At 69.8% G+C, this 14,191-nt stretch carries 12 protein-coding genes; 8 read left to right on the top strand and 4 right to left on the bottom strand.

What is annotated here, in order from left to right:
* Window positions 1-195 precede the first annotated feature (195 nt).
* Window positions 196-1,761, top strand: coding sequence for a MinD/ParA family ATP-binding protein (locus HPY32_RS15640; RefSeq protein WP_253949780.1), 1,566 nt, complete (start codon window positions 196-198; stop codon window positions 1,759-1,761).
* A gap of 594 nt (window positions 1,762-2,355) precedes the next feature.
* Here the strand turns inward: HPY32_RS15640 and HPY32_RS15635 are convergent.
* Window positions 2,356-3,249 (bottom strand): LysR family transcriptional regulator, encoded by an 894-nt coding sequence (locus HPY32_RS15635; RefSeq protein ID WP_067585011.1) that lies wholly within the window; start codon window positions 3,247-3,249, stop codon window positions 2,356-2,358.
* Window positions 3,250-3,378: 129 nt separating this feature from the next.
* On the opposite strand from HPY32_RS15635, the gene HPY32_RS15630 reads away from it, so the two are divergent.
* From HPY32_RS15630 to HPY32_RS15600, 7 genes are all read left to right on the top strand, one after another.
* The gene (locus tag HPY32_RS15630) at window positions 3,379-4,353 is read left to right on the top strand and encodes an EamA family transporter (protein WP_067580357.1); all 975 of its coding nucleotides are present in this window, start codon (window positions 3,379-3,381) and stop codon (window positions 4,351-4,353) included.
* Between the two features lie 152 nt (window positions 4,354-4,505).
* Window positions 4,506-6,203, top strand: coding sequence for a hydroxysqualene dehydroxylase (locus HPY32_RS15625; protein ID WP_231951388.1), 1,698 nt, complete (start codon window positions 4,506-4,508; stop codon window positions 6,201-6,203).
* 42 nt (window positions 6,204-6,245) lie between these two features.
* Window positions 6,246-6,860, top strand: a complete 615-nt coding sequence (locus HPY32_RS15620) for a pyridoxamine 5'-phosphate oxidase family protein (protein ID WP_067580361.1) — start codon at window positions 6,246-6,248, stop codon at window positions 6,858-6,860.
* Between the two features lie 310 nt (window positions 6,861-7,170).
* Window positions 7,171-8,406 (top strand): Mur ligase family protein, encoded by a 1,236-nt coding sequence (locus tag HPY32_RS15615; protein ID WP_067580363.1) that lies wholly within the window; start codon window positions 7,171-7,173, stop codon window positions 8,404-8,406.
* On the top strand, window positions 8,403-9,110 hold the full coding sequence (locus tag HPY32_RS15610; RefSeq protein ID WP_067580365.1) for a type 1 glutamine amidotransferase: 708 nt from the start codon (window positions 8,403-8,405) through the stop codon (window positions 9,108-9,110). Before HPY32_RS15615 ends, HPY32_RS15610 begins: the two co-directional genes overlap by 4 nt.
* Before the next feature lie 347 nt (window positions 9,111-9,457).
* Window positions 9,458-11,077, top strand: a complete 1,620-nt coding sequence (locus HPY32_RS15605; RefSeq protein ID WP_067580367.1) for a GMC oxidoreductase — start codon at window positions 9,458-9,460, stop codon at window positions 11,075-11,077.
* Window positions 11,078-11,121: 44 nt separating this feature from the next.
* Window positions 11,122-11,949 carry an ion transporter gene (locus tag HPY32_RS15600; protein ID WP_231951389.1) on the top strand — a complete coding sequence of 276 codons (828 nt, stop codon included), beginning with the start codon at window positions 11,122-11,124 and terminating at the stop codon, window positions 11,947-11,949.
* Between the two features lie 93 nt (window positions 11,950-12,042).
* Here HPY32_RS15600 and HPY32_RS15595 read toward each other — a convergent pair whose 3' ends face one another.
* The 3 genes from HPY32_RS15595 to HPY32_RS15585 form a co-directional block, all read right to left on the bottom strand.
* Window positions 12,043-13,254: a low temperature requirement protein A gene (locus tag HPY32_RS15595; protein ID WP_067580371.1), complete on the bottom strand. Its 1,212-nt coding sequence runs from the start codon at window positions 13,252-13,254 to the stop codon at window positions 12,043-12,045.
* A 49-nt stretch (window positions 13,255-13,303) separates the two neighbouring features.
* Window positions 13,304-13,750, bottom strand: coding sequence for an SRPBCC family protein (locus HPY32_RS15590; RefSeq protein WP_067585013.1), 447 nt, complete (start codon window positions 13,748-13,750; stop codon window positions 13,304-13,306).
* 235 nt (window positions 13,751-13,985) lie between these two features.
* On the bottom strand, window positions 13,986-14,168 hold the full coding sequence (locus HPY32_RS15585) for a DUF1918 domain-containing protein (RefSeq protein ID WP_082870770.1): 183 nt from the start codon (window positions 14,166-14,168) through the stop codon (window positions 13,986-13,988).
* Window positions 14,169-14,191 lie beyond the last annotated feature (23 nt).

Here is a 14,191-nt window from a genome sequence, read left to right as displayed (position 1 = left end):
TTCCCACCGGTGCCCGAATCGATGGAACAGCCCGGCTTCGCGCCGGGCCCGCCGTACGGCCAGGAGCAGTTCCCGCCGCAGGACCAGTTCGGTCAATTCGCGCCGCCCGGACCGGGTTTCGCGCCGCCCGGATTCGTTCCGCCCGGCGCGCCGTACCCGCCCAACCAGGGTTTCGCCCCGCCCGGTGCCTTCCCCATGCCGGGCGAGCCGGGCCAGTTCCCCGGTGGTCCGGGTGAGTTCGTGCCCGGAAATCCTTACGAGCCAGGGCATTTCGCGCCTCCGGGCGAGCACGGTCAGTTCCCGCCGCACGGCGACCCGAACCAGTTCCCCCCGCACGGCGACCCGAACCAGTTCCCCCCGCAGGGTGATCCGAACCAGTTCCCCCCGCAGGGTGAGCACGGCCAGTTCGTGCCCCCGCCGCCCTACGGCGAGATGCGTCAGGAGACCCCGTACGGCGAGGTGCGTCAGGAGATCGGCGCCGACGGCATGGTGCGCCGGGTCTTCGCCGAGGACTCGGCGCCGCCGCCCCCGCCGCCCGGTCCGGAGCAGGCCGGTGGCGGTCAGGAGCAGTACAGCTGGGCGCCGCCGCCGTTGCCGCCGCAGCAGCCGATGTATCGGCCGCCGCAGCCTCCTCCGCATTCGCAGGGGCCCGGGGTGCAGCAGGGGCCGGGCGTGCCGCAGGGGCCGGGCGGCTGGCAGGGCGGCCCGAATCAGCCGCCGCAGCAACCGATGCCGGGCTTCCAGCCGCAGCACATGCAGCAGCCCGGGCCCGCCCACTCGGTCAACGACCTGAACCTGCTCAAGCGGGCCCGGCGCTCGCCGCGCAGCGGGTGGCGGCGCGCGGTGCACAAGATGTCCGGCGGTGCGATCAATCCGGGCGAGTCCTCGGCCGACGTCGTCTACCGCGAACTCGTCGACCGGGTGAACCAGCCGGTCCGCGGCGACTACCGGATCGCGATCCTGTCGCTGAAGGGCGGCGTCGGCAAGACCACCACCACGGTCGGCCTGGGCTCGACGTTCTCCTCGCTGCGCGGCGACCGGGTCATCGCCATCGACGCCAACCCGGACCTCGGCACGCTGGCCCACCGGGTGCCGCGGCAGACCCGCTCCACCGTGCGAAACCTGTTGGAAGACCAGCACATCAGCCGCTACTCGGACGTGCGGGCGCACACCTCGCAGGCCCCCAGCCGACTGGAAGTGCTTGCCAGCGAACAGGATCCGGCGGTATCGGAGGCGTTCAGCGAGGCCGACTATCGGCGCGCGATCAGCACCCTGCAGCAGTTCTACAACATCATCCTGACCGACTGCGGCACCGGCCTGATGCACTCGGCGATGGCCGGTGTGCTCGATTTGGCCAGCTCGCTGGTGCTGGTCACCTCCCCGGCCATCGACGGCGCGCGCAGCGCCTCGGCCACGCTGGACTGGCTCGAGCACCACGGTTACGGCAAGCTCGTGGAGCGAACGGTGGTGGTGGTCAACGCCTCCCGCCGCGGCGCGTCCACGGTCGACCTGGATCAGCTGCGCAAGCTGTTCCTGGACCGCACCCGCGCGGTGCAGGTGGTGCCGTTCGACGACCACCTCGCCGAGGGCGCGGAGATCGACCTGGAACTGGTGAGCAAGCCGACCAAGCGGGCACTACTGGAACTGGCAGCCATGGTGGCCGACGACTTCGGCTACCACGTGCCGCAACCCCCGTTCCCCGGCCCGCAAACCCAATACCCGGGCCCGCAGGGCGGCTATCCGGGTCAGTACCCGGGCTAGGTGCGCGACCGCCCGCGCGCTGGCCTCGCTTGCGGTAGCCCGATTCGCGGGCGGGATAATCCGGGTAGCACCTCGGCTAGGTGTGCGACCGTTGGCGCGCTGGTCTCGCAGGCGCTGCCCCGATTCGCGGGCGGATATGCGGGGCGGTAGCCAGGCTAGGTATGCGACCGTCCGTGCGCTGGTCTCGCTTGCGGTAGCCGGATTCGCGGGCGGGTATTCGGGTCAGTATCCGGGCTAGGTGTGCGACCGTTGGCGCGCTGGTCTCGCAGGCGGTAGCCGCGGGTATCCGGGCTAGGTGCGCGACCGTTCGTGCGCTGGTCTCGCTTGTGGTAGCCGGATTCGCGAGCGGGTATCCGGGCTAGGTGCGTGACTGTCCGTGCGCTGGTCTTGCTTGTGGTAGCCGGATTCGTGGGCGGGGTATCCGGGTAGCACCGCGGCTAGGTGTGCGACCGTTGGCGCGCTGGTCTCGCAGGCGGTAGCCCGATTCGCGTGCGGATATCCGGGTAGCACCGCGGCAAGGTGTGCGACTGTCGGCGCGCTGGTCTTGCAGGTGGTGCCCCGATTTGCAGGGCGGATGTCCGGGCAGCCCGGGTGCTAGCGGGCGACCGCTCGTGCGGCGGTGTCGAAGGCGGTCAGTACGGTTGCGATGGCCGGGCGGTCCTCGGCGTGTGGGCGGGTGGCGATGTCGTAGAGGCGGGCCGCGCGTACTCCGGCCAGCCGCAGCACCACCAGGCCGGGATGTCGGACCGCGTAGCGCGGCATGAGGGCGACGCCGTACCCGGAGACGACCAGTTCCTCGATGACGCTGAAGTCGTTGAGGCGCTGGGCGATTCGCGGTTGCACGCCGGTCACGGTGGCGATCGAGCGCAGCACGTCGTCGACCGGGAAGCCGCCGCGCACGCTCAGCCAGGTCTCCTCGGCGAGCTCGCCGGGCACCACCGCGCCCTGGTCCGCCAGCCGGTGATCGGGACCGACCACCACGTCGATCGGCTCCCGCATCAGCACCCGCGCCGCCACCCGGGGGCCGGACAGCGTCGGCGCGCGCTCGTCGCGATGGGTCAGCACCACGTCGTAGTCGGCGAGCAGCCGGGGCACCTCGGTGGGCGGCACGTCCTCGTCGCGGGCGATCAGGTCGGCACCGGTGTCGGCCAGCGCGGCCAGCAGGTGCGGCAGCAGCAGCGCGGCCCCGGACGGGAACAGCGCGACCCGCACCTGCCCGCGCGGTGAGCCGCGGTAGAGCGCCATCTCGCGGGCCGCGCGGTCCACGGCGGCGAGCACCTCGTCGGCGCGGACCACCAGCGCGTGCCCGGCGTCGGTGAGCCGGACCCGGCGGCCGTCGGGTTCCAGCAGCGCCACCCCGGCCTCGCGGGCGAGCACCTTCAGCTGCTGGGAGACCGCGGACGGGGTCATCGACAATGCCTGCGCGACCGCGCCCACCGTGCCGCGATCGGCGAATTCGCGCAGCACCCGGAGCCGGACGACCGCCATGAACCCGCCGTCGGGCGCTTCGCCGGGGGCGGCGGCTTCGGAGTGTCGGGGCATAGTTCAATTCTACTACACTGTTCGTCCACAAAATCTCGATTGTGCTTAATTAGACTGGTTAATCATCATTTCCGGGTGAGTTACCGTGATCGCCTGCTCGGCCTGGCCGTCGTCCTGCTCTGGGGGCTGAACTTCCTCGCCCTGCACACGGGCGTGGAGCACTTCCCGCCGTTCTTCTTCGCCGGGTTGCGGTTCGTGGTGCTGGCGATTCCGGTGGTGCTGCTGGTGCCGCGGCCGAACGTGCCGCTGCGTTGGCTGCTGCTCTACGGCCTCGGGTTCGGCGTGGCGCAGTTCGCCTTCCTGTTCACCGCCATGCGCGCGGGCATGCCGACCGGGCTGTCGTCGCTGGTGCTGCAGTCCTCGGCGCCGTTCACGGTGGTGCTCGGCGCGCTGTTCCTGCGCGAAAAGCTGCGCCCCGCACAGCTTCTCGGCCTGGCGACGGCCGTGCTGGGCATGGTGGTGATCGGCTGGGACCGCGCCCAGCACGCCACCGTGCTGCCGGTGCTGCTGACGCTGGCGGCCGGTCTGGGCTGGGCGTTCGGCAATATCGGCTCGCGGCTGGCCGCGTCCGGTGGGTCCGGCGAGCGGGTGGATCCGCTGCATCTGGCGCTGTGGATGACCGTGGTGCCGCCGGTGCCGATGTTCGCGCTGTCGGCGCTGACCGAGGGCGTGGGGACGGGCTGGCGGTCCGTGCTCGACTCGTTCACGCCGAGCGGTTGGCCCGCCCTGGCCGCGCTCGCCTATACGGCGGTGCTGGCGACGGTGCTCGGGACCGGCCTGTGGACCTATCTGATGGGTCGCTATCCGGCCGGAACCGTTGCGCCGCTGACGCTTCTGGTGCCGGTGGTGGGGATCGCCGCCTCGTGGGCGTTCCTGGGGGAGCGGCCGACGGTGTGGTCGCTCGTCGGCGCGGGGATCGTGATCGGCGGCGCCTTCGCGGCCACCTCGGCGCGCAAGCGGAAGACCGGTCTCCCCGCCGCCCTCGCGGCGACCCCTGCCGTCGGAGCAGGGGAAACCGGCCTCATGCTCAGCAAGTCGCCAGCGAATTGAACTCGGCGGCACCGTTTTCCGGACCCGAACATCTCGAGGTCGGCTTTCAGCGCTTACAGTAAGCCGCGGCGTGGAGGTTCCGACAGATGGCAGAACAGCAAGGGGCCGTTGTCTCCCGGAGAACGGTGCTTCGCGGGGCGATGGTGGCAGGCATGGTGACCGCGGGTGCGTCGTCCCTGCGTCCGGTGCGTGCGACGGCCGATCCGGGCCGCCGGGTCGTGGTACTCGGCGGCGGGGTGGCCGGATTGACCGCGGCGCACGAATTGGCCGAGCGCGGTTTCGATGTCACGCTCTACGAGCGGCGGGCGCTGGGCGGTAAGGCGCGCAGCATTCCGGTTCCGGGCAGCGGCCGGGACGGGCGCCCGGACCTGCCCGGCGAACACGGATTCCGGTTCTTTCCCGGCTTCTACAAACACATTCCGGACACCATGCGCCGAATTCCGTTCCCCGGCAACGCGAATGGCGTCTGGGACAATCTGGTCGCCGCGCCCGAGGCCCGTTTCTCGCGCCGCGGCACCGACGACACGGTGCTGCCGATGGGCCGCGCGGGCAAGCTGTGGACCAGCCCGGACGACTTCCGGCAGACGGTCGGCTCGGTCGTCGCGACCTCGATGCGGATGCCGATGGACGACGCGGGGTACTTCGCGAACCGGCTGCTGGTCTACTGCACCAGCTGCGACGACCGCCGCTTCGGCGAATGGGAGAAGGTGGCCTGGCGGGACTTCGTCGGCGCCCGCGGCCGCTCGACGGAGTTCCGAATCCTGTTGTCGCGCACGCTGACCACGCTGCTGGTGGCGGCCAAGGACGATCAGGCCAGCACCCGCACCATCGGCAATATGGGCGAACAGTTCCTCGGCAATCCGCTGGAGATCGCCGACGACGGGCCGCTGGACCGGGTGCTCGACGGGCCCACCAGCGAGGCGTGGATCGACCCGTGGGTGCGGCACCTGCGCGGCCTCGGCGTCCGATTCCAGACGGGCGAGGTGCGCGGGCTCACCGTGCGCGACAAGCGGATCGCGACCGCGCGCATCGCCGACGGATCGGGCGCCGAGAGCGAGGTGGACGCCGACTACTTCGTGCTGGCCGTGCCCACCGAGGTGGCGCGCACGCTGTGGACGCCCGAGATCCTGGCGCTGCGACCGGAATTGGCGGGGATGGCGAACCTGGTGGTGGACTGGATGACCGGCATCCAGTTCTATCTGCGCCGCCCGGCCATGATCGCGCGCGGGCATACCGCCTACGTCGACTCGCCGTGGTCGCTCACCTCGATCGCGCAGAACCAGTTCTGGGCGCGCACCACGCTGCCCGGCTACGGCGACGGCACCGTGCAGGACTGCCTGTCGGTGGATGTCTCGGACTGGAACACCCCGGGCCCGCTGTTCGGTAAACCGGCCAAGGAGTGCACCCACGACGAGATCGCCCGCGAGGTCTGGGCGCAGTTGCGGGCGCATCTCAAGGGCCGCGCGGAACTGCGGGACGAGGATCTGCACTCGTGGTTCCTCGATTCCGGAATCGCCTGGGACGCCGCGCGACACCGCAACACCAACGCCGACCCGCTGCTGATCAACACGGCGGGCTCGTGGGCGTCGCGGCCGTCGGTGCACGGTGCGCTGGAAAACCTGTTCCTGGCCGGTGATTACGTGCGCACCGGGGTGGATCTGGCCACCATGGAGGGCGCCTGCGAGGCGGCCCGCACCGCGGTGAACGCGCTGCTGGAGGTGTCCGGCTCGAATGCCGAGCGGTGCAAGCTGTTCTCGCTGTACCGGGCGGTGGAGCTGGAACCGATGCGGCAGCTGGACATCTCGCGCTACGCCTCGGGGCAGCCGAACATCTTCGATGTCCCCGTGTAAATGCCTGGCCCCGCACCGGTATCGCGCAGTTCAATCGAGGGCATGACCGAGATCACCACCAAGGCCGAGCTGCGCGAGCTGCTCGGGGAGCCGTTGCCGCGGGTCGTCGCCAAGGAGCGCGTCGCCCTGCATCCGCGCGATCGGCAGTGGATCGCCGCCTCGCCGTTCGTGGTGCTGGCCACCTGCGATGCCGAGGGCAACTGCGACGCCTCGCCCAAGGGCGACCCGGCCGGATTCGTGCGCGTGCTGGACGACACCACGCTCGCCATTCCGGAGCGGCCGGGCAACAGGCGCGCCGACGGCTACCTCAATATCCTGTCCAATCCCCATGTCGGCGTGATCTTCCTGATTCCGGGCCGCAACGAGACGTTGCGCGTCAACGGCCGCGCCCGGCTGGTGCGCGAGGCGCCCTACTTCGACGATATGAGGGTCAAGGGGCATCGACCGATCCTGGCCGTCGAGGTGGCGATCGAGCAGATCTTCTTCCACTGCGCCAAGGCATTCCTGCGCAGCGATCTGTGGCAGCCCGAGCGCTGGCCCCAGGACACGCTGCCCAGCCAGGCCCGGCTGGTCAAGGAACTCATGCCCACCGTCACCGAGACCGTCGAACAACTCGAGCAGTACTACGGCGAGGAATACCGGCAGCGTTTGTACTGATGGGTTCCCGGCCAAAAGCATGCCGGGAACATGAGGGTTGGCGTGCCGGGATGGCGTGGCATGCCGGGATGACGAGGGTGGCGTGTCGCGATGGCGAGGGTGGCGTGTGCCGGGATGACGAGGGTGGCGTGCCGCGATGGCGAGGGTGGCGTGTGCCGGGATGACGAGGGTGGCATGCCGGGATGACGAGGGTGGCGTGCGCCGCGATGACGAGGGTGGCGTGTGCCGGGACGGCGACGGTGGCGTGCCGGGATGGCGAGGTTGGTATGCCGGAATGACGGCGGGGTCCGGCTGTCCATAAACTCGCGTCGTGGCAGATATCTCGGTGCGTGGACGGGTTGCGCTGCGGGCGGCGGCGGCCGCCTCGTGGGCCTCGCAGAAGGCGGGGCGTGGCAAGGGCTCGATGATCGGCGGCCTGATCGCGGTGCTGATCGATCCGACGATCATGACCCAGCTCGGGCGCGGACGGCGCACCGTGCTGGTGACCGGCACCAATGGCAAATCCACCACCACCCGGATGACCGCGGCCGCGCTCGGCGCGCTGGGCCGGGTCGCGACCCAGGCCGACGGCGCGAACATGGACGCCGGGATCGTCGCGGCGCTCAGCGCCGACCGCACCGCCCCGCTGGCCGCGATCGAGGTCGACGAGCTGCATCTGCCGCACGTGAGCGACGCCCTGAACCCGGCCGCCGTGGTGCTTCTGAACCTGAGCCGCGACCAGCTGGATCGGGTGGGCGAGATCAATATGATCGAGCGCAAGTTGCGCGCGGGCATGGCCCGGCATCCGGAGACCGTCCTCATCGCCAACTGCGACGACGTGCTGATCACCTCGATCGCCTACGACCATCCGAACGTGGTGTGGGTATCGGCGGGCAGCGGCTGGGCGGTGGACGCCACCAGCTGCCCGCGCAGCGGCGAGCCCATCGTCTGGGAGGGCGCGCACTGGCGCAGCACCGGCGCGGACTTCCGGCGCCCCGAGCCGGACTGGTGGGTCGACGAGGAACATCTGCACGGCCCCGACGGCGTGAAAATCCCGCTGCACCTTGCCCTTCCGGGCCGGGCCAACCGCGGCAACGCGGCCCAGGCGGTGGCGGCGGCGGTGGCGCTGGGCGCGCGGCCGGAGGCGGCGGCCGACGCGGCGGCCACCGTGCGCGAGATCGCCGGGCGCTACCGCAGCGTGCAGGTCGGCGACCGCACCGCGCGGCTGCTGCTGGCGAAGAACCCGGCCGGATGGCAGGAGGCGCTGTCGATGATCGACCCCGAGGCGACCGGCCTGGTGATCGCGGTGAACGGCCAGGTGCCCGACGGCGAGGACCTGTCCTGGCTGTGGGACGTGCGGTTCGAGCACTTCGAGAACACCCGGGTGGTGGCCGCCGGGGAGCGCGCCACCGACCTGGCCGTGCGCCTGACCTACGCCGGAGTCGAGCACACCACCGAGCCGAATCCGTTGCGCGCCATCGCCTCCTGCCCGCCGGGCCGGGTCGAGGTGCTGGCCAACTACACCGCGTTCCGCGACCTGAACCGCGACCTGGAGGCCACCCGATGACCGAGACCGTGCGGATCGGGCTGGTGCTGCCCGACGTGATGGGCACCTACGGCGACGGCGGCAATGCGGTGGTGCTGCGGCAGCGGCTGCGCATGCGCGGCTTCGACGCCGAGATCATCGAGATCACGCTGAACGATCCGGTGCCCGAGTCGCTGGACATCTACACCCTCGGCGGCGCCGAGGATTCCGCGCAGCGGCTGGCCACCCGGCACCTGCAGCGCTATCCGGGCCTGCAGCGCGCGGCCGCGGGCGGCGCTCCGGTGCTGGCGATCTGCGCCGCCATCCAGGTGCTCGGCCACTGGTACGAGACCTCGACGGGCGAGCGGGTGGACGGCGTCGGCCTGTTCGACGTCACCACCGCACCGCAGCACACCCGCGCCATCGGCGAGGTATCCACCACGCCGCTGCTGCCCGGCCTCACCCAGCCCCTCACCGGCTTCGAGAACCACCGCGGCGGAACGAAACTCGGCGGCGACGCCACCCCCCTGGCCCGGGTGACCCGAGGCATAGGCAACGGGGTCGGCGACGGCCTCGAGGGCGTGGTCCAGGGCTCCGCCCTCGGCACCTACATGCACGGCCCCGCCCTGGCCCGCAACCCCGAACTCGCCGACCACCTCATCAAGACCGCCCTCGGCGTCGAGAACCTCGCCCCCCTCGACCTCCCGGAGGTCGACCAACTCCGCCGGGAACGCCTGCGCGCCTGAGAGATTCGGCACCTGCGCCCCACCTGATCCCCGTGTAGTGCCCACCTGGTCCCGGCGTAGTCCCATCTGGTCCCGGCGTAGTCCCCACCTGGTCCCGGCGTAGTGGCCATCTGGTCCCGGCGTAGTCCCCACCCGATCCCGGCGTGCTTTTGGCCGGGATCTCACGTGAGATCCCGGCCAAAAGCACGCCGGGATCAAGAGAGAAGCGCGCCGGAATGACGGCGCGGCAGTGGCTTCCATAGCCGAGCGCTATTCATCACATGATTTGTTGTGTCGATTCCATTGAGGCGGTTGGTGTTCGGGCGGTAGTGTCGCGCGCGGCCATTGGTGATGAGGGAGGTGGCCGCGTGCGTAGACGCGCGTTCGTGAAGGCTGCCGGGATGGCGGCGGTGCTCGGTGTCGCCGGGGTCGGGTACGGTGGCGAGTCGGCCGCGGCCGAGCCGGTGTGGAACGAGTTGTTCCGGCAGTGGGTGCCGGAGATTTTCGCGCCGCTGGCGGATCCTCCGGAGCATTCCGAGGTGATCGTGGTCGGGTCCGGGTTCGGTGCGGCGGTGACCGCGCTGCGGCTGGCCGAGGCCGGGGTGTCGACCACCGTCCTGGAGCGCGGGTCGCGCTGGCCCAACGATCCGTGGCGGGAGATCTTCACCGGCGACGATCTGCCCGACGGCCGCGGATTCTGGCATCGCACCAGCTTCACCGGTGTCACCAAGGTGCCCATGCATTTCGCGGATTTCGGCGGCGTGCTCGACGTCACCGAATTCTCCGGCATCGATGTGTGGCACGGCGCGGCGGTCGGCGGCGGCTCGGTGGTGTTCACCGGCGCGATGATCGCGCCGGAGCGCCGAATGTTCGACGAAATATTCCGCGGCACAGTCGATTACGACGAACTCGACCGGATCTACTATCCGCGGGTGCGCTCGATGCTGCGATTGAGCCCGATGCCCGCCGATATCTACGGCTCGGCCCCGTTCACCCATTCGCGGGCGTGGGACGATCAGGTGCGCAAGGCTGGTTATCAATCGCGGCCCAACGACTCGATTTTCAACTGGGACATTCTGCGCGGCGAGCTGGCCGGTACCACCCGGGCCTCGGCCACCGTCGCCCGCAGTAATCTCGGAAATTCCAACGGCGCGAAATTCGACCTGAATCAGAATTACCTGAAATACGCGCAGGCGACCGGGAAATCGACGGTGTTCCCCGGTCACCGGGTCGATGCGATCGCCCAGGATCCGGGCGGGCGCTACGTCGTCACCGCCACCAAGCTGGACCCCACCGGCGCGGTGCTGGCCACCCGCACGCTGACCTGCGACCGGCTGTTCCTCGGCGCCGGGTCGGTCGGCACCTCCGAACTGCTGGTCCGCGCCCAGGCCACCGGCGCGCTGCCGCATCTCAACGAGCACGTCGGCGACGGCTGGGGCACCAACGGCGACGTCGTGCTGGCCCGCGGCGAGAGCACGCTGGCGGGGCTGGGCCAGGGCGTGCCCAGCGCCAGCCGCATCGCCGACGAGTCCGGCATGCCGCTGACCCTGGAAAGCTGGTACATCCCCGGCATTCCGGTGGAGACCGGCGCGCTGGCCTCGCTCGGCATGGTGCTCGATCCCACCCGCGCCCGCATCGGCTACGACGCCGCCCGCAATGCGGCCGCGCTGACCTGGCCGAAGCAGGCGCAGGACGACGCGGTCGCGGCCTGCCGGGCGGTGGACCACCGCATCGCGGAGCGGGCCGGGGCCAAACTCGACTACACCCCGCTGGGCTACGACGCCAACGCCCTGTTCACCGCGCATCCGCTGGGCGGCGCGGTGCTGGGCCGGGTGACCGACAACTACGGCCGGGTCGACGGTCACCCGGGCCTGTATGTCGTGGACGGCGCCGCGATACCCGGCAGCACGGGCACGGTGAACCCGTCGCTGACCATCACGGCCCTGGCCGAGCGCAATATCGAGGCGATCATCCGCGCCGGTCGCTAGAGCGATTACCCTCGGCGGGACCGTTCGAGGGGAAAGGGATCGTCGTGTCGCAGTACCGCAGCGTGGCGGCGCCGGAGGCCGAGGAATATCCGCGGAAACCTCCCGTGCTGTGGACCGATTTCGTGATGCTCGGCCTGGCCGTGGTGTCGGTGGCGCTGGTCGCCTGGATCACCTTCTTCCCGGTGGCGGCCTCGACCAATCGGGTGATCGTGGCCGTCGACTATTCGATCTGCGCCGTGTTCGCGGTCGAATTCCTGTGGCGCTGGCGGCGATCGGACTGGTCGTGGACGTTCCCGTTCGTCTACTGGTACGAGGTGCTGGGCATGATCCCGGTCACCAGCCCGTTCTTCCGCGGCTTCCGGCTGCTGCGCATCGTGGTCATCGTGGTCCGGCTGGCCCGCGTCGCCGACCGCGCGGTGGGCGATCGGGTGACCGCCGCGGTGGTGAACCGATCGGTCGGCACCATCGTCGACGCGGTCAAGCGCCCGGTGACGATCGCGGTGCTCGAGGAGGTGGCCGAGGTGCTGCGCTGCGGCCAGTACACCCGCAATATCGCCGCGGCGCTGGAGGAGAACCGCGCGGAGCTCGACGCCATGATCCTCGAGCTGATCAAGAACGATCCACAGATCGGCCGGGTGCGCTACCTGCCGTTCCACGAGGACGTCATTCGCGGCATCGCCAACGCCAGCTTCCGCATCCTCTTCCAGGTACTGGCCGATCCCCGCATCGACGAACTGGTCGGAGACATGTTGCGGGAGAACGTGCATCAGATGCGCCGAGCGGTGCACGAGGGGGTGCGCGTGCCGGAGACGATGGACAATAAGGTGTATTCGGCGGGGGAGATCCCGGCCAAAAGCACGCCGGGGTCATGAGGTGAGCGTGGCGGGGTTATGAGGTGAGCGCGGCGGGGTTATGAGGTGAGCGCGGCGGGATCCTGAGGTGAGCGCGGCGGGAGGGGCCGCGCGTCAGTGCTCCACGCCGTGTCGGTAATGCTCGCGGCCCTCGCTGTAGCGCACCATCTCCCACACGATCAGGGCCGTCAGGGCCGCGCACAGCAGGCCCAGCGCGGCCATGGCGGGCAGGATCGAGGCCAGCGGCACCAGGGCCACCAGCACGAGGGCGGTGAGCAGGCGCGGCCACAGGATCACCCCGGTGGCGTAGTGCCGGAAGCCCACCAGCGCAACCAGATACAGCACCACGCCGCCGTACAGCGCGAACAGCGGGATGCCGTGCAGCTCGTCGTGCAGCGAGTGCCCCTCGGCCCCGCCGAGGTAGTTGAGCACCTTCTTCAGCCCCAGCGAGAGCGCGATGATGCCGACAACCATGGGAAAGTGCCAGTAGGTGTAGCAGTTTCGCGCGATCTGGATGCGCCGCTCGCCGCGCGCGCTCTTCAGCGCATGCTCGACCACCATCGCCGCCACGTCGAAGTACGCCCACCACAGCAGCGCCGAAACCGCCAGTCCCAGCAGCGATCCCACCGTGATCGGCCACGAGATCGGCAGCCCCGCCACGCCCACGCCGATCGACACGACCGACTCGCCGAGGGCCACGATGATGATCAGCCCGTGCCGCTCGGCGAAGTGCCCGGCCGAGTTCAGCCGCCACCCGTTGCCCGCGAACAACGTCCACAGCATGTCCCCGGCGACGGCCGCGATCCACAACCAGATCTGCGCCGCACCGGTATTCACCGCGGCGATGATCAGCAGCACCGTGCCGATCGTGATCGACCCGGCCGCCCAGCGCACCACCTGGCTGCGCAGCTGCCGGTCCTCGGCGCTGGCGACCCAGAACGCGACCAGGTGCACCAGCCGGATGACCAGATAGCCGATGGCGAACACCAGCGGCCCCGACCAGCCGCCGGGCATGTCGTGGAACGCCTCCGGAATCACCAGCGCCATGATCAGCGCCGCGCCCATGGCCGCGAACATCGCGATCCGGGCCAGCCCCTCGTCGGCCTCGACCACATTGCCCAGCCAGGCGTAGGCGATCCACACCCACCACATGACCGCGAGCACCAGCAGGGCCCGCAGCATGTTCACGGCCGTGGTCTCGTGCGCGGCCAGATCGGTCACCTGGGTGAAGGCGAATACCAGCACGAGATCGAAGAACAACTCCAGCTGTGTCACCGAGGCGTTCTCGGACACCGCTCGCATGCGTACGCGATCGACACCGGTCATAGGGACATGGTGTCAGTACCGAGCGGTCTGCGGTGGTAGCACCGCACGCCTAGTTCTCGCGGAACGGAAATTTCTCGATGAACTCGACGAGATTGTGCACGGCCTCCTCGTTGGAGCGGGAGAGGCTGCGCTTCATCAGGATTCCGGGCACGGGGATGGGTAGGTACACCTCGGCGTGGTACCAGACCTCGATGCCGTCGGTGGTCTCCTCGATCTCGAACCAGCCCTTGCCCCCGCCGCCGGCCCCGCTCTCGATCACGGTCCAGGCGATCCGGCCCTCGGTGCAGTCGTACTCGAGCACCTGGCGATCGGAGTTGCCCAGCGGCGTGACGGTCGCGTACACCTTCTTCGGCCTGCCGTATTCGTCCCGGGTGGCTACGCGCACGTCCTTGTGCGACGGTGACCACTCCGGGATCTGCTCGACGGCCAGCAGTGCGTCCATAACCTGTTCAGGGTCGACGTCGATGACGAATCTATGGTCGGTCTTCGTGCGCATGGTGCCCTCCACCCCCCGGTTCGGCTTCCGGCCGATTGTCTCCGGGGTCACACGAGCACGTCAACCGTGTGGTCTGTTTCACGAGTGAACGGTGACCGTCCAGTTTGTGCGAATTTCGTCCCGGGGCAGGGTATTTCACCAGGGGTCCGAGGGTGGGCAAAACCGATTGCTGAATGATAGCTCTGCGCACGGCTTTTCGCATCCGCCCCCCATTCGGGCGGATGCGACGAGCGGTTCAGTTCGGTCGGACCTCGCGATCGGGGCCGGGAAACACCAGGCTCTCATGGCCGTTCGCGAAACGGACGACGTACGGTGGCTCGCCCTGCTCGCCACGCACCTCGACGATTTCTCCGGTCTGCTCCGGTATTCCTACCGCGCGGCCGTGGATGAGGATTTGATCTCCGACATTCGCACGCATGATCGCATTATCGACCGTAGGTG

It is taken from the genome of Nocardia terpenica (assembly GCF_013186535.1).
Lineage (GTDB): Bacteria > Actinomycetota > Actinomycetes > Mycobacteriales > Mycobacteriaceae > Nocardia > Nocardia terpenica.
The sequence above is the reverse complement of the archived record's forward strand: the minus strand, read 5'-3'. Positions and strand labels throughout refer to the sequence as shown.